Here is a 22,756-nt window from a genome sequence, read left to right as displayed (position 1 = left end):
AACATTTTGCGGAATCAATAGAATTGGTGATATGCAGACGTTCCATACATATAGAATCATCGGCTAAAGAGTTTGGTACATTTCCTTCATCCGCTATTTTATGGTATGCCTGTTTCTAAAGGAATATAGCAGTGAACAGGTTCCCTATGTCGTCCTATCGCAAGGTTTAGCTGTTCTTTGATTGTCATTGATAGCCCAAATACATAAGAGACGATGGAGCGAAAAGAGACAAAAGAGCGAGTTTTTGCCGATTTAAAGGAGAAGCATGGTACGGTGGGCGACCTTACGAGGACTAAAAAGGGCCACCACACAAGCGATGCTTGTTTTTACTGCCATGAGCCTCAAAAAAATGGCGACCTGGCTCTGGAAGACCGGTCACCCATCTGATAATTTGAAATATGGATAAAAAACGTAAAGAACTCCCGCGGTTGCAGCAATTTCGCGGGAGTTTGTCAACACTCTGGAACCGGCGTTCGTCCTTCCCGTTCCGCATCTATAAAATAACGCTATTAAGCACATCTTAAGACTGCAATATCAATATCCGCCCTCCGGCAGAACTAATTCTGCATGACGAAGTCGCGATCGACCTTCACGTTCTCGTCGTCGAACACCTTCAAAATATTGTACTTCGTGTCCCGCTGCGCCGGAATTTTGCCGGCCTCGCGGATAAGCTGCAGCGTGCTGCTGATGTTGACCTTATGCGTCGTGCCTGCCGCGGAGACGACATTCTCCTCAATCATCGTGCTGCCGAAGTCATTGCAGCCGTAGCTCAGCGTTTTCTTGCCCACTTCCGGCCCCATCGTTACCCATGATGCCTGGAAGTTCGGGATATTATCAAGGAAAATGCGGCTGATCGCCAGCGTCTTCAAATATTCCTCCGGGCTGACCGGATCCGCCTTCATATTCGTATTCTCCGATTGGAACGTCCATGGAATGAAGGCAAGGAAGCCCTTGGAAGGATACTTGTTCTCGATGCACTCGTCCTGGGCGGTGCGAACCCGCTCCAGATGAAGAGCGCGCTCTTCGAGCAGCTCGCCGAAGCCGACGACCATCGTCGCGGTCGTGTTCATGCCCACCTTGTGCGCGGTCTGCATCACATCCATCCAGTCGCGCCAGGAGCCCTTGAGCCGGCTGATCTTGCGGCGGGTGCGATCGTCCAGAATCTCGGCGCCGCCGCCCGGCAAGGAGTCAAGACCCGCCTCGTGAATCGCGCGCACCACTTCCTCCAGCGACAACCCGTCCGAGACTTCCTTCATCTTCATGATTTCCGCCGGAGAGAAGGAATGCATCGTAATGCCAGGGAAGCGTTCCTTAATCGCCTTGAGCAGATTCGTATAATAGCTGAACGGAAGCTCCGGATTCGTTCCGCCCTGCATCAAAATTTCCGTACCGCCGACATCGATCGTCTCCTGAATCTTCTGGAAGATGACTTCATCCGGAAGCACGTAGCCTTCTTTGGAGCCCGGGGCGCGGTAGAACGCGCAGAACCGGCAGTACGTATCACAGATATTCGTATAATTCACATTGCGTCCGATGACGAACGTAGCGATCGGATCAGGATGCCATTTCAACATAATCTGGTTGGCGGCATGCCCGATCTTCTCTACCTGATCGGACGCGAACAACGTCACGCACTCATCCGTGTCGATACGTTCACCGCGCAGCGCTTTATCCAAAATGCGATCAATCGGTGACATCGTCACAGTCACTTCCTCTCTCATAAGTTGCATGCTGTATGAGCGTACATGCAGCACGAAGCGGATGCATCCGGTACGATGCTCCTCTATTCGTAAGCCATTCGATATCCGATCCTGACATGTAGCCGCTGCCCGTCCGAGCATAGGACCATGCATGTCAATGACTTCATAATCGTACCACAATTATGGGCGAAAAAACAGCACCCTCTCCAGTGAAGCCCGACGCATAACATGGCCGGTTCTCCGCTCTGAAGAGGGCATATTGCCGTATATATAAGGAAAATTAAAGAAAGAACGGCCTGTTATTGGCTTAAGACTTGATCCAAATCTTGCAGCAGATCGTCGATATGCTCCAATCCGACAGAGAAGCGCAGCAGCCCGTCCGTAATACCGCGCTCCAGCCGCACATGGGCCGGCATCGAGGCATGAGACATCATCGCCGGATAGGACAGGATGCTCTCCACCGCGCCGAGGCTGACGGCGACCAGCGGAAGCCCGCGCATAAGCAGCCAGCTGTCCTGCACGCCGAGCACCGTGCCAAGCCCGTTCTGAAGCTGCTTGATGCGAGCGCCCAACTCCTCGGTCGCCGTCACGAGCAGGCCGGCCAACACGTCGCTGTGTCCGCTCAGGAACTTCGTCGCGCTGTGGAGGACAATGTCCACCCCATGGACGATCGGCAGCTGATGATACGGCGTCATGAACGTGTTGTCCAGCAGCGTAAGCAGCCCGTGCTCCTTCGCCCAGCCGCATACCTCCGCCATGTCCGTAATTTTGAGCGTCGGATTGGACGGCGTCTCCATATAGACGGCCTTCGTATTCGGGCGCAGCGCCGCTTTTACCTGCTCGATATCGGTCATGTCGACGAAAGTGGATTCAATCCGAAGCCGGTTCAGAATCGTCGTCAGCAGACGGTACGTCCCCCCGTACACATCCTCGGTGACGATAATATGATCGCCTGCGGAAAACAGCAGAAAGGCGGAGGAGATCGCCGCCATCCCGGAAGCGAAAGCGTAGCCGTTCGTTCCTCCCTCCAATAGGGCGATATGATCCTCCAAGGCCTGCCGTGTCGGATTGCCCGAGCGCGAGTAATCGAATTCCGGCGGCTCGTAAATATCGTAATGATGGAACGTCGTGGCCTGATAGATCGAAACGCTGGACGCGCCGGTCGTTTTGTCGATTTCCCCGCCGAAATGAATCAGCTTCGTGGCAAAATCCAGTCCCTGTGTTCGCTTGGAAGCCGGCCTCGCTTTGTCTGACCCTGATCCGCTCATTCCTGCTCCACCTCCAACCGGGCCGCTTCCAGCGCCTGCGCCAGATCTTCGATCAGGTCGTCGACATGCTCGATGCCGACGGAAAAGCGCAGCAGCCGATCGTCCACCCCGATCCGGTCCCGAATCTCCGCCGGAATGTCAGCGTGCGTCTGCACCGCCGGATACGTCATGAGCGACTCGACGCCGCCCAGGCTCTCGGCGAACGCGATCAGCTTCAGATGGCGCAGAATCGGATCGACATAGCGGGCATCCTTCAAGCGGAAGGAGAAGATGCCGGTGTTGCCGGAGGACTGGCGCCGCTGAATCTCGCAGCCCGGGTGATCCGCCAGCCCGGGGTAATAGACCGCTTCGACAGCCGGGTGCTCCAGCAGCCATTCCGCGATGCGGGTCGCATTGTATTCATGGCGCTCCATCCGCAGCGCCAGCGTCTTCATTCCCCGCATCAGCTGATAGGAATCCGACGGGCTCAGGACGGCTCCGATCGAGTTATGGAGAAATGCCATTTCCTCCGACAGCTCGCGCCCTTTCGTCACGATAAGGCCGGCCAGCACATCGTTGTGGCCGCCGAGATACTTCGTCGCGCTATGTACGACGATGTCCGCTCCCAGCTCCAGGGGGCGTTGGAAAAACGGAGTCAGCAGCGTATTGTCCACAATCATCAGCAGGCCATGCTTCTTCGCCCAGGCCGCCACCCGCTCGATATCCGTAATCATCATCAGCGGATTGGTCGGCGTCTCGATGAAGACCGCCTTCGTCTGGGGCGTGCGGGCCGACTCCAGCGCATCCAGGTCGTTCGTGTCGACATACGTCGCGGTGACCCCGCAGCGGGACCATATCCGTTCCAGGAGACGGTACGTGCCGCCGTACAGATCGAGCGATACAATCAGATGATCGCCTTGCCCGAACTTGGCAAACACCGTCTGTATCGCGGCCATGCCCGAGCTGCAGGCGAAGCCGGCATCGCCCTGCTCCAGGTCGGCTGCCGCTTCCTCAAGCACGGCGCGCGTCGGATTCTTCGTACGGATATAATCGAAGCCCGTGCTCTGTCCCAATCTCGGATGACGGTAAGCGGTAGCTTGGTAAATCGGATAATTAACGGCTCCTGTGGCCGGATCGTGAACCGACCCGATCTGGGCAAGCCGGCTTTCCATGCGGTAATCGGCTTCGTTGCGCTGCACCATTAGACGTTGGCCCCTTCCTTACGCAATACGGCTTTGCCCAGTTCGTACGGCGTTTCCTGATAGACATAGTAGTTCAGCCAGTTCGAGAACAAAAGATTGGCGTGGGCGCGCCACGACGAGCGCGGCTGGCGCGACGGATCGTTGTTCGGAAAGTAATTGACCGGCAGATCCATCTCCATCCCTTTCGCTATATCCCGATCGTATTCCCACTTCAACGTGCATGGGTCGTACTCGGAATGTCCGGTCACGAAGATATGCTTTCCGTCCCGCGTCGCCACGATGTATACGCCCGCCTCTTCCGACTCGGCGAGAATGTCCAGCTCAGGGACGCGCTCCACGTCCTCGCGGCGAATCTCCGTATGGCGGGACTGGGGCACGAGGAACACGTCGTCGAAGCCGCGCGTCAGCTTCACATTGTCCATGGTCGTACAGTGCGGATACACGCCGAAAATTTTGCGCTCCAGCGGATATTTCGGAATGCCGTAATGGTAGTACAAGCCGGCCTGGGAAGCCCAGCAAATATGGAAGGTAGACGTCACGTTGGCTGAAGACCATTCCATAATGCGGCACAGCTCGCTCCAATACGTCACTTCCTCGAATTCCATCTGCTCGACCGGCGCCCCCGTAATAATCATGCCGTCGAATTGCTGCTCTTCGATTTCATCGAAAGTCTTATAGAATGAAGACAAATGCTCTGCGGATGTATTTTTGGACGTGTGCGTCGCCGGGTGAAGCAGCGTCACATCCACTTGCAGCGGCGTATTGCCTATGAGGCGCAGCAATTGCGTCTCCGTAGTCTCTTTGGTCGGCATCAGGTTCAGGATGACAATTCGCAGGGGACGAATATCTTGGTGATACGCGCGGGTTTCGTCCATGACGAATATATTCTCCTGGGACAATATTTCTTTGGCCGGCAAATGATCGGGAATCTTGATCGGCATGACGCTCTCCTCCTTCATCAATCCATCATAATTGGGTTATCGCTTGCGGGATAAGGGTACAAAAAAACCTTTCCCGACATTCGAGAAAGGTTGTGCATAGCCTGATTCATGCGCCTCTCTCATCTGTCAGCAGCAGTCTTCTGACCGCTACCGCAAGAATTAGCACCGTGCACGCTGCAGAATGTCCTTGAATGCAAGAACGGCTCTGCGCATCTGGCCGGTTGCCGGGTTTCATCGGGCTTGTCCCTCCACCTGCTCTTGATAAGATTGCTAACATATCATATTCAATTGCAGCCCCGTGAAGCTGAATAGGACTTGGTAATAATTTAAAGGCAAGTCGAGCCAGAAGTCAAGAGGAAAATCACCTTTTTCTCCTTCCGGCATATCGTATTCCATGTACGCCGTAGCGAACCGATTTTGTCTTGAAAAAGGGACGGGCCGAGCGGTATACTAAACAGGTGCCTGAACGGCACTGTTGTCATAAAGTTCGAAGATTATCGTAAATCATTTCAAATCGGGGTGAATTTCGGATGGATGGCGACCCGAGGCAATGCCGAGGTACGAACGGACAACCGAATAAGGCGATTCGGCGGGACACCGTGCAGCTTGACGGCTGTCGCGTTCTGTCATTATGCCCATCCCCGAGCATCATGCGCGGATAACTGCCGTGCCTTGGGGTCAACGGCTCTCATCTGCATCTGCCCTGTACGAATCGTCTCCAGAGACGAAGCAAGCTGCCGCATCGGATATGCGGCCGAAGGGGAGATTGGCAATGAAAATCCGTCTAGTAAACGAAGGCGTCTTCACGCCGGTGGATGATATACAGGTGACACTCACTCCGCCGGAGAACGGCTTCTATTGGTTAGATGCCGATTTGGAAGATCTGGTCGAGCTGCAGCCCTTGTTCTCCATACATGATCTCGCGGTCGAGGACTGTATGAGCGAAGAAGAGCAGCGGCCCAAAATCGAAATCTATGAAAATCACTATTTCATCGTGCTGAACAGCATCCGCTTCGACGATGAGGAAATATTTCTGCGGGCCCTGAATATCTTTCTCGGCAAACACTTCATCATCACCGTGACGAAGCAGAAAATCAATGAATTGCGCATGGTCAAGCCGATGCTGTGGGAGCAGCAGGTGAGCTCGGCCGACCGCATGCTGTACCACTTGCTCGATCTTGTGGTCGATAACTACTTCTCGGTAGCCGATCGGATCGAAGCCAAGATCGACACCTTGGAGGAAGAACTGATCGTCAGCGCCAAGAAGGCCCACCTGAACGAAATCATTAGTCTTCGCAGCGAGATTCTATGGCTCAAAAAAGGATTGGCGCCGCAAAAAGAAGTGCTGCTGGTCCTCTATCGCAAGGATCTCCGTCTCATCGAGGATGATCTGCAGAAGTATTTCCGGGATATCTATGAAAATGCGGTCAAAGTCTCCGAGACGTTCGAGACATTCCGCGATCTGATGGGCAACTTGCGGGAATCGTATCAGCTCAGCATCGCGAACCGCGCAAACGACATCATGCGCGTATTTACCGCGATTACGACGATCTTCATGCCGCTGACACTCATTACCGGCATCTACGGAATGAACTTCGATTATATTCCATTCATGGACTGGGACTACGGCTCGCTTTATATTATCGGCTTTATGTTCATACTCGGAGCCCTGATGTTCTACCTGTTCCGCAAAAAAGACTGGATCTAAGGATTTCCGAACAACGGCCTTATATAGGAAATACGAACGAATACGCACGTTGAAGCCCAAGCCCGCCTCCCGCAACAAGGGATGCGGGCTTGTTCATGCTTTCCCCGGATTAACCGGCAACCGCCTGCCGCGCCTCCCGGCTCTTCCGTCTGCGGTGCAGAAGCCGGAGGAAGCGTATCCGTTCATAGTTGGTCTGCAGCTCGGAAGCCGGCAGCTCCAGCGCCGCTTCGCCGAATGCCTTGATATAGATCGGCTTGATATACTCGTCCCCCAATTCAATGAGGGCAGACTCAACCGCCGCTCGCTCGGCGGAAGGCATCGAAGCCAGCTCCTCCTCGGCCAGCCGTTCGAACGCGCCGCCTTCCTTCGCAATCTTTTCAATACGCATTATCAATTCGCGCCGATCCACCTGCAGCCGATCCATCAGCTGCTCGATCCCCATCCCTTGCTGCAGCCCTTCCATCAGCAGGCGGCGCTCCGATATTTTGGCCAACTCATTCGCCTGCTTCGCTTCCCATTCCGCATACACCCATCTGGCGAATTCAGGTTCGCTGACGGCAGCGGCCACCCAGTCGAGCGGGAAGTCTGTCGTGCGGTCGTACTGCTTCGTAATCTGAATAATCTCTTCGCCCAAATCGCGTACCTTTACCGCGCCGAAGCCCGGAATCTGCTCCAGTTCCTCCAGATTCTGCGGCAAATAAGCGCTGACCATGCGAAGCATGCGGTTCGACGCGATCCAGTACGGGGCGCGTCTCAGCCTCGCGGCCGCTTCCCTGCGCCATTGGGCCAGCCGATCATATACCTCCGCATTCGGATGAAGATCGGCATAGCAGGCGATCCATTCCTGCTGCTCCCGCATGCGGCGCTCATGAATGTCCACCTCCGGAACGAAGCCGAGCGACAGCCGATAGCCTGCGCTCATGAGCCTCGCCATGCCCCGCCGGAGCGATGCCCGCATCTCGCTCCAATCGCCGCCTTCGAACCAGATCTCCGGCTCCGCGCCATCCGCCTCCCACAGCACCATCCATTGCCCCTGCTCCTCGCCCGCGGTCAGGAGCCCAAAGGGAGCCTCGGGCGAATCTTCCTTCCGCTTGCCGCCGCGCTTCGGCCGCTTCTCGCTCCCTTCCTCCTCCATGCTTCGCTCCAATCGAACCATCCATACAACCTGCATGATCTACCTTCCTCCTTCTCGCTTCTCAATGCCGCTCATACCCAGCAACGCAAAAAAAGAAAGCACCTCTTCCAATGCGGCTTGCGCATCGTGAAGAGGTGCTTCCTCGTCCTAGTTATGAGTTTATATAAATTATAGCATGACTACAGAATCTGTCAATTGATTATGGCCTTTTCGCAAGCGTGCGGTATAATGATAGCGTTACCGATACAAGGAGGGTTGTCCCATGAGTGCATATGAACTCGATTTTTTGGCCGATCATACCGAAGCAACGTCAACGAGGTTCGTTACGTTTATCGGCGGCAGCATGCGCCGCTTCGATCTCGCGCTTACGACGACTTCCCGCTTCTATGGCAAGACGCTCGTCACCGATCTGCAGAGCGGCCTGACCGCCATTCTCGGACAGGACGACTTGGAGGAGGAAGGCTATCTGGAGCATTTCTACCGTTTGACCGACCAAGAAGCCGCCGATCTGCGCCAATTCCTGTCCCTCGTCGTCGGCGCGGCGCATTTTACGGACTGATTCGGATTCCGCAATGGCCGGGAACGGGCTTACTCGGAGAACCAGAGCACATTGCTCAGCTCCCGTCCCGGTCTGGTGACGATCCGGCCGTTGGCGATCAACCCTGCGGAAGCGCCGCCGTCCAGATTCATCGCTTGCACCGCGCCCATCTTCTTCCATATCTCCGCCCACTGCTTCATCGTCGCGGATGGAACCGTGGCCAACAATATCGAGCCGTCGGGCAGGATGCCGATCCCGCTCCGCATCGCCGACTTGGACAATATTTTGTCCTCCTTGAAGCCCTCCGCCCGCGGATTCAATGCCACCTTCCCATCCTTCACGAGCCGAGGGCCTCCCCCCAGCCCAACCTGCACGTCGTCCCAGTCGATCGGACGGCCCAGCCGGTCCGTGTAGCGAATCGACATCGTTACTTTATCCCCCACATGGAACCGATCGGCCATCGGCTTCTCCGTCCCCGTAAAGACAAGCACATATCCGTCCTTCGGAATGCTCACGTTGCGGCCCGCCGTCACCTTCTTCACGACGCCGCCGCGAACGACGACGGCCCGTCCGTAAGCGAAGCCGAGCGAATTGCCGCGCAGCGGCGTGTACAATACGGCCGCGCTGCCGTCCCGCTTGGGCGTTCGGTTGACGAAATAGGCATACCATGACGAAGTGCGATCGGTGGCCGCGTCCGTCACTTGACCGCTAATCTCAATGCGCAGGCTGTCCATCACGGCCCGTCCGTCCGGACGGAAGCCGATGGCCGTGCCGTAATTGCTCGTATGCTCGACCCGGCCGCGGTTGATAATGGTGCCATACGGCTCGGGACGGCCTCCATAGGCCTCGAAGTAGGTTCCGTTCACCGCCGCCTTCGCTCCGGTCCGCTTCGCGGTGCGGGTCAGCGTCGCGGTCGTGCCGAAGCGGTCCTTGCCGAAGGAGACATGCGGCTTCATTCCTTTTGGCACGCGTACAGTGGTTACGCGGAAGACTTTGCGGCCGAGGGAGACCCGCTTCACTGAAACGCTTACCTTGTTCGCGGGCTTGGCTGCCGCGACGACGACGCCAGACGCCGCGGAGCTTCCGTCTCGGATGTCCGCTCCCGGCGTCCACGCCCATAACAGGCCGAATGCGATCAGGCCCGCAAGGCAGGAACGCCATCGGCCGGCACGGCGTTCCGAAGGAGCCCGGCATACATTGTCCTGATTCAACTCTCTCATTCCCCCAACAATTCGACCCCGTCTCTCCCCTACAGAGTGCCGAATACGGGGAGGACAGGGTCTTCTAGTCATTCGATGCGCATCTCGCTATCTATTGTATCGGCAGCGAAGAGCCGGATCGTTAGGCCGTCTCGATCAGACGAAGAATGCTTGTCATCTCAAGCTGCTCGAACATGGCCGCGACCGCATCCCGCTGCGGCCGGAACACGCATTGATCCGGTTCGCATACGACCGGCGCGTCGCAGTGGATGCGCGCCAGCCGCCGCGACAGATGGAGCATCTCCAGATCGGCCTCGATCTTGGCGCGGACGCCTGCCGGGAGCGAGCTCATATTGGCAAGAATCCCGTCTATCGACGAATATTGCTGAATCAGCTTGAGGGCCGTCTTCTCGCCGATTCCGCGAACGCCCGGATAGTTGTCCGACGGATCGCCCATCAGCCCCTTCACATCGATAATCTGCTCCGGCGTAAGCTGCTTCTCTTCCATCAGCGTCTGCGGGCAATAGACGGCATAATTGCCTTGTCCCTTCTTCATGATGACGACGCGGGTCCGTTCATGCACCAATTGAAGCATGTCATGATCTCCCGTCAATACATACACTTCCATCTCATCGCGGAACAGCCGCGAGAGCGTGCCGATGCAATCATCGGCCTCATAGCCTTCGGCCGATACATTCGGTATATGGAAGCTGTCCATGACGTCGCGGATCAATTGGAACTGCGGCACCAGATCGTCCGGGCAATCGGCCCGGTTCGCCTTATATTGATCGAACTGCTCCGCCCGGAATGTTTTGCTTCCCAGATCCCAGCAGCAGGCGATATGCGTCGGCTCGAACCGCTTGACCGCATCCCAGAAGTAGCGCATGAATCCATAGACGGCATTGGTCGGCGTGCCGTCCTTCATCCGGCGGATGGACCCGCCGTATGCGCTGGCGTAATACGCGCGGAACAGCAGAGCCATCCCGTCCACCAGCAGCATGCGCGGCGCGGCCGGTTCGGACATCATGTCCGTATCCCACATCATTCGCGTTCCCCTTTCACTATCTTTTCATGACAGAATTGCTATTTTTCTACATTGCTGACACTGCACTCCATTATAGCATACATAAGCTTCCGCCAGCGCCGCACGCCCCAGCCTGGCAATCCGGCCGCAGCGCTGCTAGCCATGCTCGCCGAAGCGGTCAGTCATTCTCGCAGCGCGGTCAGTCATGCTTGGCCGCGGTCGTCCACGTATCGCGGTAGTTGTCTTCGCGGAAGCCGACCGTCACCCGCTTGCCGTCCGTCACGACGGGACGCTTGATAAGCTTGCCGTTCGAGGCAAGCAGCTTGATCTGCTCCTCGCGGCTCATCTGAGGCAGCTTGTCCTTCAGCTTCAGCTCCTTATAGACCTCCCCGCTCGTATTGAACCACTTTTTCAGCTCCAGGCCGCTCCGCTCAATCATTTCCTCCAGCTCCCGCTCGCTTGGCGGCTGCTCAACGATCGGCACCAGCTCCAATTCGAGCCCCTGCTCCTTCAGCCATTGAATCGCTTTGCGGCAGGTGCCGCATTTCGCATAATGATAGACCGTTACCTTCACTTGCTCCAACTCCTTCCTTATCCTTTCAGGCCTGTGAAATGCCGTTCTTGCCGTTTTAAGCCTTCTGTCCTGGCAGCCGTTCCTCTTTGCCGGCTCCGGTGCGAGAGCCCCAGCGCCACATCGGCCCAACAGTTCCTCAATTCAATGCTCACGCCCATGACGCAAGCGCTCCCGCAGGGCCAGCAGATCATCCGGCAGCGGAGACCTGAAATGCATCGGCTCCCCGGTCATCGGGTGCTTGAACCGCAGCTCGGCCGCATGCAGCGCATGCCGGGTCAACGGCTGAAGCGCTCCGGCGAGCCATGATGATTCCGGCTGCCCGCCGCCATAGAACTTGTCCCCCAGCAGCGGGCATCCGATATGCTTCATATGAACGCGAATCTGATGCGTCCGCCCGGTCTCCAAGCGGCAGGATACGAGGGATGCTTCCTCTCCGTACGTCTCCAGCACCCGGTAATGGGTAATCGAATCATAGCCGTCCTCCGTCACGACACGCAAATGAGGCTCCGTCTTGTCGCGGTCGATCGGAGCCCGGATCGTCCCCTCCAGCGGCGAAGGAACGCCATAGACGAACGCCTCATATCCTTTCCAGATGTCATCCGTCTGCATCTGATCCGCGAGCTGATGATGGGCATGGCCATGCTTCGCGACGATCAGCAGGCCGGAGGTTTCCTGATCGAGCCGGTTCGCCGGACGGAAGCGGGTCAGCTCCCCCTTGGCGCGCCAGTAATGGATCACCCCGTTCGCCAGCGTGCCCCCCGGATAGCCTTTCGTCGGATGGACGACGATCCCCGCCGGCTTGTTCAGCACCAGAACATCGTCATCCTCGTACACGATATCAATCGGAATCGGCTCCGGCGGTATCGATTCGGCCGCCTCCTCCTCGATCCGCACGTGAACGACATCCCCCGCATGGAGGCGCTCTCTCACGCTAAGCGGCCTTCCGCTTCGCTCCGTCAGCCCGTTCACCGTAATGGCGGCTTCCATCGTCTTCAGCCGGGTCAGCAGCCGCCGCGACAGATTCAGCCGCGAGCGCAGCACGGCCCGCAGTTGAATCCCCTCGTCGCCTTCCGGCACGACATATTCGAGCTCCGCGGCAAGCTTCCGTCCGTTAGGCTCCGTCATGACGGGATCTGCGGCGGAAAACCTCCGCGCTCCGCACATATTCTTCATCCGGAACCGATGCAATCGCATTGGCCCGGCGGGCGGCGACGAAGAAGTAATCCGAGAGCCGATTCACATATTTCATCACTTGCGGGTGCACGGTTTCTTCCCGGGCCAGCGTCACGAGGCGCCGTTCGGCGCGGCGGCACACCGTCCGGCACACGTGAAGCGCCGAGGCCGCCTCGCTTCCTCCCGGCAGAATGAACTTGCGGATCGCTTCCGTGTGGGCATTATGTTCGTCGATCCAGGCTTCCAGCCGTTCCACCTGCTCCGCATGCACCTTATAGACGACCTCGCCCTGCTTTTTCTCTGCATAGGCGACATCCGATCCGCAATCGAACACTTCATGCTGGATCTCGATCAGTTGGTTGCGGAGCTCCTCATACGAGTCTTCCCGGCAGCATGCCGCCGCCCAGCCGATGAACGAATTCAATTCATCGAGCTCGCCGTAGGCCTCCACTCGCAAATGATCCTTGGACACCCGGCCTCCGATAAGCGATGTCGTTCCTTCGTCCCCTGTTCGTGTATAGATTCTCACGTCTTTTCCTCCTTATGTTGACGCCGCGCGGCGCAGCATCCAGTCCGTATCCCGTCACGGCAGCGGCCGGAAGCGCATCAGCCTCTGAACCTCCTGGCCGATACCTCCTCCGGCATTCCTGCCTCCAGCCGGAACCATTGATGGCTGCGGCGGGCAATCTCCCGATTGAGTGCCGCATGCTCGATAATATAGCTCCGTTCCTTCGGATCCGTGAACGGCGTGTAAGCCGGCGGATCGTTCGTAATGAGGAACAGCTTTCCCTGAAAAGCGAGCAAGGCCTCCTCCAGCCGCTTGCGGGCAGCCGCAATCTCCTCTATATATATGGCGTCATATTCTGTATTGTCGACATCCGGACGCTTCTTCCATAGCCGCGCATGGGCGCCTGCGAGATAGGCGGTCGCGCTGTCCACGACCACGACCCTCCGTTCCGCCCGGAACAGATTGGACTCTTCGTTAATCCGATGCAGAAGTCCCGGCAGCTCTTCCCCCGCCGGCAGATGCTGCCACCGGCAACGGGAAGAATCGGGCATACCATCGGGAAGGCTTGTATGTAATGTCGACAGATACAGCCCTTCACGGCCGAATCCTGCCGCATAGGACAACGCGAACGCTGTCTTCCCGCTGCCATGGCCTCCGGTAATCCCGATAATCACACTGACTCCCTCCATCCGTCCGCATCATCTGCCGGCCTTCACTTCGCTTCCTCCATCAGCTTCAAAATCTGCATGGATCGTTCTACATTCGGCGTGCGCACCGGAATCGCGACGAACAAGCCCTTCTCCGTGATGCCGAGCTTGTTCAGAAGCGGCAGCTTTTCTGCCGGAAGCGCATATAGATGCTTTTCTTGATGCTCGATATAACCCTTTTCCGCTTTTTCCAGCACCATGCCGTCAAAATAGCCTTCTTCATATTTGTCCTTGTCGAAATAATCATCCAACGGGATATGGCCGCCTTGCTTGCTCATCGTCTTGACGTCTTCTTCGGGCACGACATGCACGCCGTTATCGCCCGCCGCATATTCGACAAATAATTTCTGCAAATTGTACATCGGCGACGCGAACACGTCTACGGTGAATTGTCCCTCCAATTTCTGACTCAATTCCGTCTTCAGCGCCTCGGTCAATTCGGATGGCACCGTTGTCGTCGACATCATGAACACGGATATGTCCGCTTTTGGCCCGCAGCCTCCCAGTACGAGCGCCAGTGCGAGCACCATCCCCATCCATCCCCATTTCCGCACGATGTGTTCCCCTTTCTCCAGCATGTCTGTCCGTCTATCCCCAACTATATCACAAACGGCATAAGCAAAAAAAGAAGACCCCTCAGGGTCTTCGGTATGTTAAGATCGCTTGCCGAGCGATTTCATGTACTCGTTAATCTTCAAGTCCAGCATGCTGCTGATTTCAATCATGCTTTCAGCCGTGAAAGACTGCTCTTCTTGAAACATCTGCTCCATTTGCTTGCGCAAAATCCTTATCTCCTGTTCCAGAGCAAGCATCTTGGACGAAACGTTTCTTGTTTTGCCCGACCATTTGGGATGAAATCCATCTTCTCTCAGTAAACTACGTGAATACGTCGTCAAGGTGTAGTTCGAACAAAACAAGCCCTTTCCTCCTTTCGCAGCTGGATCCTCGAAGCCCCACCATCGCCCATCTGTGCCATTTGATGGGATAAACACGCGAGACATGTTATATTATACCAGATGAAGGAAAAGAAAACTAGTTCATTTTAGTTTTATTTGAATTTTTTTCACATTTCCTGCTTAATCTTGTCGAGAAAACGCCCCATTCGATCCAGCGCTTCATTCAACTGCGACACCGAGGTCGCGTAGGAGCATCGGATGAAGCCTTCGCCGCCCAGACCGAATACGTCTCCCGGCACCGCCGCCACCTTTGCCTCGAACAGAAGCCGATGCGCGAACTCCTCGGAGGTAAGCCCAGTCGATTGAATCGAAGGGAAGGCATAGAATGCGCCCTGCGGCTCGTGGCAGTCGAGCCCGATCTCGCGCAGCCCCTTGACGATGAGGCGGCGCCGCTGGTTGTACGACTCGACCATGCGGTCCTTCTCTTCATGCCCGTGCTTCAATGCCTCCAACGCGGCAATCTGGCCCATAATCGGGGCGCACATGACCGTATATTGATGGATTTTGAGCATGGCCGAAATGAGCTCCTTATGGCCGCATGCATAGCCCATGCGCCAGCCGGTCATCGCAAACGCCTTCGAAAAGCCGCTTACCAGAATCGTGCGATCCTTCATCCCCGGCACGGACGAGAAGCTGACATGCTTCTGATCATAGGTCAGCTCGGCGTAGATCTCGTCGGAAATGACGATGAGATCGTTCTCCTCCACGATCTTCGCGATCGGGAGCCAGTCCTCATAGGTCATGATGCCGCCTGTCGGGTTGCTCGGATAACAGAGAATGAGCACTTTCGACTTCGGCGTAATCTTCGCCAGGAGCCCTTCGGCGGTCAGCTTAAAGTTATCCTTCGCGAACGTCTCGATTCCTACCGGTACCCCGCCGCCAATCGACACGATAGGCGAATACGAGATATAGCTTGGCTCGGGTATGAGAATCTCATCGCCCGGAGCGACGAGCGTTCGCAGCGCCAGATCGATCGCTTCCGAGCCGCCGACCGTTACAATGATCTCATCGGCAGGATCATACGAAACTTTGAATGATTCATCCAAATATTTCGCAATTTCCTCCCGCAGCTCCGGCATCCCCGCGTTGGACGTATATTTGGTGCGTCCCCGCTCCAAAGAATAGACACAAGCTTCGCGCACATGCCAAGGCGTGCAAAAATCCGGTTCCCCTACCCCGAGGGTGATAATATCCTTGCTGGATACCGCCATGTCGAAGAACCGGCGGATGCCGGAAGGCGGAATATCCCGGACCAGCGGATTAATGTATTGATGCATGGAACGGTTCGTCCCTTGCTTCTCCTCTTCCTTAATCATGATCTGTCACCTCTCACGGGGTTACGACGAGACGTTGATCGTCCTCGCGCTCTTCATAGATGATGCCGTCTTGCTTATATTTTTTGAGAATAAAATGCGTCTTGGTCGACAGCACCGATTCGATCGGCGACAGCTTATCCGAGACGAACGACGCCACCTCGCGCAAGCTTTTGCCTTGAACCTCGACCTGCAGATCATAAGAACCCGACATCAGGTAGACCGCCTTGACCTGCGGGAACAAATAGATTCGTTCGGCGATCCCTTCAAATCCGCGGCCGCGCTCGGGCGTAATCTGGACTTCAATCAGCGCCGTGACCATCTCGTCATCGACCTTGCTCCAGTTCACCACCGTCGAATATTTAACAATAACATGCTTTCGTTCCATTTCAGCGATCGCCGATTGAACCTCTTCGACCTCAACCCCCAGCATCGTGGCGATTAGGTCCGGGGAACGGCGGGCGTCCTCTTTTAATAATTTAAGTATTTCAATATCAAGCGAGCTTAAATCTGTCATTCCCATTGCCTCCCTCGACGTGTCTGCAAATCAGCCGATATATTGTTGATATTTCAATATGATACACCTTTTTGCTGATCCACACCAGCACAAACATATGTCAGGCGCGGTTGCCGGAACAAGCAACAGCCGCCCTTCCATGGAATCGGAAAAGCGGCTGTATGGCGGCGCGCTAGGATAGATAATCGGAGTAGCGGCTGCTTCCCGGCGACTGCGCCTGATACGAGGCTTGCTGCTGTTGCTGCGGATGGTATGGAGCCTGCTGCGCTTGCTGCTGTTGCTGCGGCTGATATCCGCCCTGCCCGTAATAACCGGCGCCGTAGCTCTGCTGCGCCTGCAGCTTCTGCTGGACGAACTGGTTCGCCTTCTGCATCGTCTGCTCCTGGTCGCGCAGCCGTTTGTTGACTTCATCCCGAAGGGCCGGGGAGGCGACGGAATACATATTTTGCTGCTGCATCAGGTTGAACAGTTGGCCTTGCATCTGCAGCGTGCTGTTCGTCAGATCGGTGAACATCTGCCGAACGGAAGGGCAGGACGCCTCGGTTACGCCGGTCGCATATTCTCTTGAAGTGCGCTTCAAGTCATTCAGAATCGTATGTAATAAATCTTTCTCGGGCATGAACCCGCTCATCGAAGTGCCATTCATTGGTCATAACCTCCTGTCGATCGTCGTTATTGGGACTGATTCTGCTGCTGGGCGTGGTTCGGCGCGATCTGGGCATGCTGCTGCAGCGATTGCACCAGCAGATTCAAATGCTGCTGATGCGCCGACACCATCTGGGTCAGCGTCTGCTGGACGGCGGGATTATTTGTGCTTGCCGCCGTCGCCGCGCATTGCTTGATCAGCAAATCTTCATTGGAAATGGAATCTACGATATATTCCAGTTCTTTTGCCGATAGCGGTTTCATCGAAAGGCTTTGTTGTCCGTATGGCATCGTTGGTTTTGCTCCTTTCAACCATGAAATTGTTGGTAATCATATGTATTATGAGTCTCTTTCATGGAAAATATGTAAATCAAATTCGTAGGAACCGAGAAGGGCTCATGGAGAGCCGGCTCGGCGGTTCGGCGGCCTGGCCCCATCAGATGCCGCTCCGGCATTCCCAATACAGGAGATCGTCATCACAAGCCCGGTTCTCGAAATACGCTTGGAGGCAGCGTTCGTCTGCGGCAAGAGGCGGAATAGCGGTGCATCAGCAGGATGCCGATCGGGTCTGGCTTCTGCGGCAACGGAATCGCATACCGCATGCTCGCCCCGATCCGATGGCTTGTCCGATCAAGATCGGGGATGCCGCTTTGTTCCGTTAGCTCGAATCCGCTGAAGATTCCAGCCGTCCGCTACGAGGCAACAGGCCGCGGAACGCCCGCAGACGGCTTCTCTCGGCTCCCGAGAGCGGAGCTACTGCTTAGCCGCCTGCTTGACGAGCCGCTGCATGAACAGGGCGCCGACGATCGGCACGCTTCCGGTAACCGCGAGAAAGCCGACAATGGCCCACTGCTCGGTCCGCCAGCTCACAAGCGCGATAAAGGCCGCGATCCCCAATATCCTTCCGGCCAACAGACCGAATTCGCGGACGACGGTCAGCTCCACCCGCTGCTCGACCGATTTGTCATCCCGGCCCAAAATATCGAAGGTGGAAGAGGTCATCGGCACGATGAACAGCGGCGAGAACAAGGAAGTGATGACGCCGAACAGAATAAGCATCACGTAATTTACCTGAATGAATAAAGGGACAATGGCCGCCGCCATCGCCACGCTTCCCGCGATCATGCCTGCGGCGCGATAGGAAGCGCGGTACAGCCGGCCCGCAAGATAGAAGCTGACAAGCGCGACCGCCGAAGTGATGAGCGTGTAGTTCCCCAGCTTCAGTTCGTTGGTCGTTGTGATGTAGACGACGAGCCCGACCAGGAAGTAGAATACGCCTTCGCGCACCCCTTGGGCCCCCAGCGCGGGCAAGGCAGCGCGCCACGGGCTATGCTTCGGCTTCCAGGCCGTAAACGGCAGCGACCAGCGGTAGGCTCCTTGCGGCGGCCGCTTGTGCAGCCAGAAGCTGAAAATGCCGGCTCCGACGAACACGACGAGTGAGCTCGTAAATATTAGCGTATACCCCCGATCTCCCCCCAGCTTGGAGATCAGGAAGCCGGACACCCATGGGGCAATCATGGCGCAGCAGGATCCGACCAGCCCTGCCCAGCCATTGTACAAATCGCGGTTGTCCGCGTCCGTAATTTCAAAATAAATGACATTATAGGCCAACCAAAACGCTCCGCTGGCGGACCCAAGTATAAAACCAAGCGGAAGCATGTAATGCACCGCGCCTTTGCCAAGCCACAGGACCGCCGCGTAGAACAGGGCGGACAGGACAATCCCCAAGCGAAGGCAGTTCATTTTATTGCCTTCCTTCACCCATTTTCCGGCAACATAGAACATGATCGTCATAGCCGCTTGCTGTGTAAAAGTAAACCAGCCAATAAAGGCGAATTCCGATTTCATCTTCCATAAAAAAACATTGACGAACGTCCCGGACAGGGCGTTCGCCAACGAAAATAGACCGAATACGACCAAAAGCAACAAAGACTGGCCGTCAAGACGCGCTTTCACGAAGGTGAACCCTCCCCGCTTTCAGAGCTGGTAGCCATATGGTTACAGCTTTTAACTTGCCCCAAAGCAGGCGTCTTATTTATTAAGCTTTTGCATTTCTCACATTTTCCATCATCGCTTCGCGATAAGGCGCCGCCAATAGTTTGGACACCTGGAAGCAGGACGTGCACACATAGACGTTCAACTCGAACGGCGGCTGAAGCAATGGGGCCGCCAGCGCTTCCGGCTTGGCAGGCTTGAAGCCCGATCCGGATACCGTCTCCGTGCCGGCCAGCAGCATATATTCACGGCAGTGCGGACATTCCGGGACTTCCTCCTGGCTGTGCAGGATCTGGTCCACGCCTTCCTGATAACGAAGGGTATCCGTATCGCTGTACAGCACGCCGCCATCATCCCAACCGAAGTTGGACCAGCCCTTTTCTTCGGACTCTTCCTCCCGATCTCCGGAGGCGGTCCCTTCCTCTTCTTCCTTTTCCAGCTCGATATTAAGCGTGCGGTAATTGTTCAGCTCATTATGACAATGCGGACATTCTTCCTCCGGGCCCAGCTCCTCGTCCCACACAATCTCCGTATCGCACCAAGGACATATTGTTTTGCCGGTCTCGCTCATCGGCTTCCACTCCTTTTCACCCTATATTTCTCCAATAAATAATCCCGATAATGAAAAATATCGCAGCCAGCGCAAACAGCGCGCCCCATAAATACTTCATTCCGTATCCCTCCCAGACGTCATGGAGATCAACCCGCGGCGTCAGGCGGCATCACTTGATGCTCGCCCCGATAATATAGGACAGCGAAATGGAAATAATCATCGCCAACAGTCCGACCGCCCGGTTATCCTTTTCGATCTCTTCATCCAGCCGGAAATAAGGCATCAGGAAGCCGAATAAAAAATAGGCGGCAAGCAGCAGCACGTATCCGAGCGCAGCCCATAGCAAGGACGTGTACAAGGAATCCCTGGCCACGATCCCGAAGCGAAAAATATTGCATATCCCGAATATTTTACCGGACGTGGCCATGGCAACGCTGAGGTTCCCCTTGCGGATCTCGTCCCAGCACTTGTATCTCGTCACCAGCTCGAAAATGGACAACAGCAGCACTAAAGCCAGCACGGCTACGGAAAAATAAGCAATCATGGATACGTAAGGATTGCTCAGCCATTGTTCAATCATCACTTCCACGGTGCTCCCCCTTTGGTCTCCAGATATTTTACTTCAACTCAGCTACGGTCACTCCCGTTCCGCCCTCTCCGAAGCTGCCGAGACGGAAGCTCTTGACGTGCTTGTGCTTGCGTAAAAATTCCTGAATTCCGGAACGGAGGATTCCGGTTCCTTTTCCGTGGATAATAAAGACCTGTCCCAGATTGCCGAGCAGCGCCTCATCGAGGAAGCGGTCGACTTCCATTAAGGCTTCCTCCAGGTTGGCCCCCCGCAGATCGAGCTCGGAACGGACCGTTTCTCCCCGGGTCCGCTTTACATTCGCGCCTGACTGCACGGGCTTTGCGGCGGATTTCGCCGAAGAGAGCAGCTCCAGATCGTCAAGCGGCACCTTCATCTTCATGATGCCGAGCTGAACGACCGCTTCCTCGCCGACAAGCTCGACGACGCTGCCCTTTTGATTCAAGCTGTATACCCTGACGTCGTCCCCCGCTTCAATGCGGCGGACCGGCTTCGCGTCCCGCTTCGGCTTCGCAGCCAGCTTGGCCTCGGGCGCGGCCTCATCCAGCCGCTTCCGCGCTTCCGTCAGCATATGCTCCTTGACCTGAACTCCTTCCATCGCCAGCTGCCGCAGCTCGGCGATGATCTCCTGGGCTTCGCGGCGGGCCTTGTCCACGATGGCGCGGGCCTTCTCTTCCGCTTGCTGCTGCCGCTTCTCCCGCTCCGCCTCCTGCTTCTCCAGCTCGCGGGCCAGCTTCTGCCGCATCGCTTCCAGCTCCATGCGCAGTCTGGAGGCCGTCTCCCGCTCCGCCTCCGCCTTCAGCCGGTTGTCCTCCAGGGACGCGATCATCGTCTCGACGCGCATATCCTCTTCCGTCACTTCTCCGCGCGCATGATCGATAATCGGCTTCGGCAGCCCAAGCCGCTCCGCAATCGCGAACGCGTTGCTTCGGCCCGGAACGCCGACCAGCAGCCGGTAGGTCGGGCGCAGCGTCTGGACATCGAACTCCATGCTGGCGTTGATGACGCCTTTGCGCTCATAGGCATACGCCTTCAGCTCGCTATAGTGCGTCGTCGCGACCATCCGGCAGCCCAGCCGGTGAATATGCTCCAGAATGGCAATCGCCAAGGCAGACCCTTCGGCCGGGTCCGTACCTGCCCCAACCTCGTCCAACAGCACGAGGCTCTTCGGCGTCATTTGCTGCAAAATGCGAATAATATTGGTCAAATGGCTGGAGAACGTGCTCAAGCTCTGCTCAATGCTCTGTTCATCGCCAATATCGGCATAGATGGCATCGAAGACGCACATCTGGCTTCCATCCTCCGCCGGAATGAACAGCCCCGACATCGCCATCAGATTCAACAGCCCGATTGTTTTCAAGGTAACCGTCTTTCCTCCGGTGTTCGGACCCGTGACCAGAATCGACGTATAGGTATTGCCCAATTCGACGTCGATCGGCACGACCTGATCGGCCGGGATCAGCGGATGCCGGGCCTTCCGCAGCTTGAGGAACCCGCGGTCATTCATCCGCGGCAGGGAAGCCTTCATTTCGCGCGCAAGGCGGGCCTTGGCGAACATGAAGTCCAGCATCTCCACTGCTTCGGTATCATATTCCAGCACATCCGCAATCAAGCCGACCTGCTCGGTCAGACGGGACAAAATGCGCTCGATCTCCCGCTCCTCCCGCAGCTTGGTCTCGCGAAGCTTATTGTTCATCGCCACGATCGCCTCCGGCTCGATGAACAGCGTCGCGCCCGAACCCGATTGATCATGGACGATGCCGCCGTAATGGCTCCGATACTCCTGCTTGACCGGAATTACGTACCGGTCGTTGCGGATCGTAATCAGCTGCTCCTGCAGCATTTTGGCCGCGTTCGAGGAGCGTATCATCGCCTCCAGCTTCTCCCGGATCCGCGTCTCGCCGATACGGAGCTCCCGCCGGATGGCCGCCAGCTCGAAGCTGGCCTGGTCAAGAATCTCGCCCTGCTCGTCGATGCATTGGCGGATATCTTCCTCCAGCTGCTTCTGATCGCTAATCGTGTCCGCCAGATCCTGCAATAACGGTATCGCTTCTTCCTCATGCACGGCGGCAATATGGCGCTTCGTTCGGCGCGCCGCGAAGAGCAGCGTTGAAATATCCCACAGCTCGGCGGAACTGAGCATCGCTTGAATCCGCGCCCGCTTCAACGCTCCCCGAATATCCTTGACCCCCGCAAGCGGAGGTCCGCCCTTCAGGCGCTCGACCGTCATCGCTTCGTCGGTGGCCTGCAGACGCCGCTTCACTTCCTCGAAGTCCGAGCTCGGCCTCAGCTTCAGCGCCGCCTGCTCTCCCAGCCCGGTCGCCGCATGATTGGCGAGGGAAGCTAGTATTTTATGGTAATCCATCGTATTCAATATTTTTGAATCCACAACCAGTTCGACTCCTCTCGGTGTCCATTATAACGAAACTCATTTTTGATAGCTATGATGTCTGAACCTGCCACTAATGTTTATCGAGGAAAAGGTTACACTAATTGTTGCACAACCTACACCCTTTCAAACGAGTAAGGAGGAAA

The 22,756-nt window shown here is 56.4% G+C and carries 23 protein-coding genes, 1 pseudogene and 1 riboswitch; of the genes and pseudogenes, 3 read left to right on the top strand and 21 right to left on the bottom strand.

All coding sequences use genetic code 11. The features are described 5' to 3' along the window. Window positions 1-216: 216 nt before the first annotated feature. Window positions 217-406: pseudogene (locus ABD76_RS04670) on the top strand (transposase); the annotation flags it as partial. 151 nt (window positions 407-557) lie between these two features. Here the strand turns inward: ABD76_RS04670 and mqnC are convergent. The 4 genes from mqnC to metA all read right to left on the bottom strand — a co-directional run bounded on the left by mqnC (window position 558) and on the right by metA (window position 5,090). Further along, window positions 558-1,697: a cyclic dehypoxanthinyl futalosine synthase gene (gene mqnC, locus ABD76_RS04665; RefSeq protein ID WP_197254649.1), complete on the bottom strand. Its 1,140-nt coding sequence runs from the start codon at window positions 1,695-1,697 to the stop codon at window positions 558-560. Between the two features lie 302 nt (window positions 1,698-1,999). Then, window positions 2,000-2,968, bottom strand: a complete 969-nt coding sequence (locus tag ABD76_RS04660) for an aminotransferase class I/II-fold pyridoxal phosphate-dependent enzyme (protein WP_197254648.1) — start codon at window positions 2,966-2,968, stop codon at window positions 2,000-2,002. Next, on the bottom strand, window positions 2,965-4,149 hold the full coding sequence (locus tag ABD76_RS04655) for an aminotransferase class V-fold PLP-dependent enzyme (protein WP_197254647.1): 1,185 nt from the start codon (window positions 4,147-4,149) through the stop codon (window positions 2,965-2,967). The genes ABD76_RS04660 and ABD76_RS04655 overlap by 4 nt, the downstream gene beginning before the upstream one ends. Next, entirely contained in the window at window positions 4,149-5,090 is a 942-nt protein-coding gene (metA, locus tag ABD76_RS04650) for a homoserine O-acetyltransferase MetA (RefSeq protein ID WP_197254646.1), read from the bottom strand. Before metA ends, ABD76_RS04655 begins: the two co-directional genes overlap by 1 nt. A gap of 116 nt (window positions 5,091-5,206) precedes the next feature. After that, window positions 5,207-5,358: riboswitch (SAM riboswitch) on the bottom strand. Window positions 5,359-5,862: 504 nt separating this feature from the next. Here metA and corA point away from each other — a divergent pair. Further along, window positions 5,863-6,798: a magnesium/cobalt transporter CorA gene (corA, locus tag ABD76_RS04645; RefSeq protein ID WP_197254645.1), complete on the top strand. Its 936-nt coding sequence runs from the start codon at window positions 5,863-5,865 to the stop codon at window positions 6,796-6,798. Between the two features lie 109 nt (window positions 6,799-6,907). On the opposite strand, the gene ABD76_RS04640 is transcribed toward corA, so the two are convergent. After that, window positions 6,908-7,969, bottom strand: a complete 1,062-nt coding sequence (locus tag ABD76_RS04640; RefSeq protein WP_197254643.1) for an HRDC domain-containing protein — start codon at window positions 7,967-7,969, stop codon at window positions 6,908-6,910. 226 nt (window positions 7,970-8,195) lie between these two features. On the opposite strand from ABD76_RS04640, the gene ABD76_RS04635 reads away from it, so the two are divergent. Continuing rightward, window positions 8,196-8,492 carry a DUF3055 domain-containing protein gene (locus ABD76_RS04635; protein WP_197254641.1) on the top strand — a complete coding sequence of 99 codons (297 nt, stop codon included), beginning with the start codon at window positions 8,196-8,198 and terminating at the stop codon, window positions 8,490-8,492. A gap of 29 nt (window positions 8,493-8,521) precedes the next feature. Here the strand turns inward: ABD76_RS04635 and ABD76_RS04630 are convergent, their stop codons facing one another. The 16 genes from ABD76_RS04630 to ABD76_RS04555 all read right to left on the bottom strand — a co-directional run bounded on the left by ABD76_RS04630 (window position 8,522) and on the right by ABD76_RS04555 (window position 22,610). Continuing rightward, the gene (locus ABD76_RS04630) at window positions 8,522-9,691 is read right to left on the bottom strand and encodes a phosphodiester glycosidase family protein (RefSeq protein ID WP_242069361.1); all 1,170 of its coding nucleotides are present in this window, start codon (window positions 9,689-9,691) and stop codon (window positions 8,522-8,524) included. A gap of 121 nt (window positions 9,692-9,812) precedes the next feature. Next, on the bottom strand, window positions 9,813-10,712 hold the full coding sequence (locus tag ABD76_RS04625) for a 5'-3' exonuclease (RefSeq protein WP_197254685.1): 900 nt from the start codon (window positions 10,710-10,712) through the stop codon (window positions 9,813-9,815). 181 nt (window positions 10,713-10,893) lie between these two features. Then, window positions 10,894-11,268, bottom strand: a complete 375-nt coding sequence (locus tag ABD76_RS04620) for an arsenate reductase family protein (RefSeq protein WP_420901921.1) — start codon at window positions 11,266-11,268, stop codon at window positions 10,894-10,896. Window positions 11,269-11,409: 141 nt separating this feature from the next. After that, the gene (locus ABD76_RS04615) at window positions 11,410-12,393 is read right to left on the bottom strand and encodes an RluA family pseudouridine synthase (protein ID WP_197254635.1); all 984 of its coding nucleotides are present in this window, start codon (window positions 12,391-12,393) and stop codon (window positions 11,410-11,412) included. Continuing rightward, window positions 12,380-12,970 (bottom strand): cob(I)yrinic acid a,c-diamide adenosyltransferase, encoded by a 591-nt coding sequence (locus ABD76_RS04610; RefSeq protein WP_197254633.1) that lies wholly within the window; start codon window positions 12,968-12,970, stop codon window positions 12,380-12,382. Before ABD76_RS04610 ends, ABD76_RS04615 begins: the two co-directional genes overlap by 14 nt. A gap of 77 nt (window positions 12,971-13,047) precedes the next feature. Then, window positions 13,048-13,623 carry a bifunctional adenosylcobinamide kinase/adenosylcobinamide-phosphate guanylyltransferase gene (locus ABD76_RS04605; protein ID WP_197254631.1) on the bottom strand — a complete coding sequence of 192 codons (576 nt, stop codon included), beginning with the start codon at window positions 13,621-13,623 and terminating at the stop codon, window positions 13,048-13,050. Window positions 13,624-13,661: 38 nt separating this feature from the next. Then, complete coding sequence (locus ABD76_RS04600; RefSeq protein ID WP_338125037.1) at window positions 13,662-14,210, bottom strand: hypothetical protein; 549 nt, start codon at window positions 14,208-14,210, stop codon at window positions 13,662-13,664. A 99-nt stretch (window positions 14,211-14,309) separates the two neighbouring features. Continuing rightward, window positions 14,310-14,468, bottom strand: a complete 159-nt coding sequence (locus ABD76_RS29255) for an aspartyl-phosphate phosphatase Spo0E family protein (protein WP_261945010.1) — start codon at window positions 14,466-14,468, stop codon at window positions 14,310-14,312. A gap of 251 nt (window positions 14,469-14,719) precedes the next feature. Further along, entirely contained in the window at window positions 14,720-15,928 is a 1,209-nt protein-coding gene (locus ABD76_RS04590) for an aminotransferase class I/II-fold pyridoxal phosphate-dependent enzyme (protein ID WP_197254627.1), read from the bottom strand. A 13-nt stretch (window positions 15,929-15,941) separates the two neighbouring features. Beyond that, complete coding sequence (locus ABD76_RS04585) at window positions 15,942-16,442, bottom strand: Lrp/AsnC family transcriptional regulator (protein WP_197254624.1); 501 nt, start codon at window positions 16,440-16,442, stop codon at window positions 15,942-15,944. A 172-nt stretch (window positions 16,443-16,614) separates the two neighbouring features. After that, the gene (locus ABD76_RS04580; protein WP_197254623.1) at window positions 16,615-17,088 is read right to left on the bottom strand and encodes a spore coat protein; all 474 of its coding nucleotides are present in this window, start codon (window positions 17,086-17,088) and stop codon (window positions 16,615-16,617) included. A 26-nt stretch (window positions 17,089-17,114) separates the two neighbouring features. Next, entirely contained in the window at window positions 17,115-17,378 is a 264-nt protein-coding gene (locus ABD76_RS04575; protein WP_197254622.1) for a hypothetical protein, read from the bottom strand. Window positions 17,379-17,840: 462 nt separating this feature from the next. Beyond that, window positions 17,841-19,043: an MFS transporter gene (locus ABD76_RS04570; protein WP_197254621.1), complete on the bottom strand. Its 1,203-nt coding sequence runs from the start codon at window positions 19,041-19,043 to the stop codon at window positions 17,841-17,843. 82 nt (window positions 19,044-19,125) lie between these two features. Continuing rightward, window positions 19,126-19,653 (bottom strand): hypothetical protein, encoded by a 528-nt coding sequence (locus ABD76_RS04565; RefSeq protein ID WP_197254620.1) that lies wholly within the window; start codon window positions 19,651-19,653, stop codon window positions 19,126-19,128. 151 nt (window positions 19,654-19,804) lie between these two features. Beyond that, window positions 19,805-20,224 carry a DUF350 domain-containing protein gene (locus ABD76_RS04560; RefSeq protein WP_197254619.1) on the bottom strand — a complete coding sequence of 140 codons (420 nt, stop codon included), beginning with the start codon at window positions 20,222-20,224 and terminating at the stop codon, window positions 19,805-19,807. Window positions 20,225-20,252: 28 nt separating this feature from the next. Beyond that, the gene (locus ABD76_RS04555) at window positions 20,253-22,610 is read right to left on the bottom strand and encodes an endonuclease MutS2 (RefSeq protein WP_197254616.1); all 2,358 of its coding nucleotides are present in this window, start codon (window positions 22,608-22,610) and stop codon (window positions 20,253-20,255) included. Between the last annotated feature and the right edge of the window lie 146 nt (window positions 22,611-22,756).

It is taken from the genome of Paenibacillus dendritiformis (genome assembly GCF_015845845.1).
GTDB classification, from domain to species: domain Bacteria; phylum Bacillota; class Bacilli; order Paenibacillales; family Paenibacillaceae; genus Paenibacillus_B; species Paenibacillus_B dendritiformis_C.
The sequence above is the reverse complement of the archived record's forward strand: the minus strand, read 5'-3'. Positions and strand labels throughout refer to the sequence as shown.

Coding starts and splice junctions, on each gene's coding strand:
- ABD76_RS04630 (WP_242069361.1), bottom strand. CDS start 9,691: ATGAGAGAGTTGAATCAGGACAATGTATGCCGGGCTCCTTCGGAACGC.
- ABD76_RS04660 (WP_197254648.1), bottom strand. CDS start 2,968: ATGAGCGGATCAGGGTCAGACAAAGCGAGGCCGGCTTCCAAGCGAACA.
- corA (WP_197254645.1), top strand. CDS start 5,863: ATGAAAATCCGTCTAGTAAACGAAGGCGTCTTCACGCCGGTGGATGAT.
- ABD76_RS04625 (WP_197254685.1), bottom strand. CDS start 10,712: ATGTGGGATACGGACATGATGTCCGAACCGGCCGCGCCGCGCATGCTG.
- ABD76_RS04585 (WP_197254624.1), bottom strand. CDS start 16,442: ATGACAGATTTAAGCTCGCTTGATATTGAAATACTTAAATTATTAAAA.
- ABD76_RS04590 (WP_197254627.1), bottom strand. CDS start 15,928: ATGATTAAGGAAGAGGAGAAGCAAGGGACGAACCGTTCCATGCATCAA.
- ABD76_RS04635 (WP_197254641.1), top strand. CDS start 8,196: ATGAGTGCATATGAACTCGATTTTTTGGCCGATCATACCGAAGCAACG.
- ABD76_RS29255 (WP_261945010.1), bottom strand. CDS start 14,468: ATGCTTGCTCTGGAACAGGAGATAAGGATTTTGCGCAAGCAAATGGAG.
- ABD76_RS04580 (WP_197254623.1), bottom strand. CDS start 17,088: ATGAATGGCACTTCGATGAGCGGGTTCATGCCCGAGAAAGATTTATTA.
- ABD76_RS04655 (WP_197254647.1), bottom strand. CDS start 4,149: ATGGTGCAGCGCAACGAAGCCGATTACCGCATGGAAAGCCGGCTTGCC.
- ABD76_RS04575 (WP_197254622.1), bottom strand. CDS start 17,378: ATGCCATACGGACAACAAAGCCTTTCGATGAAACCGCTATCGGCAAAA.
- ABD76_RS04615 (WP_197254635.1), bottom strand. CDS start 12,393: ATGACGGAGCCTAACGGACGGAAGCTTGCCGCGGAGCTCGAATATGTC.
- ABD76_RS04640 (WP_197254643.1), bottom strand. CDS start 7,969: ATGCAGGTTGTATGGATGGTTCGATTGGAGCGAAGCATGGAGGAGGAA.
- metA (WP_197254646.1), bottom strand. CDS start 5,090: ATGCCGATCAAGATTCCCGATCATTTGCCGGCCAAAGAAATATTGTCC.
- ABD76_RS04565 (WP_197254620.1), bottom strand. CDS start 19,653: ATGAGCGAGACCGGCAAAACAATATGTCCTTGGTGCGATACGGAGATT.
- mqnC (WP_197254649.1), bottom strand. CDS start 1,697: ATGTCACCGATTGATCGCATTTTGGATAAAGCGCTGCGCGGTGAACGT.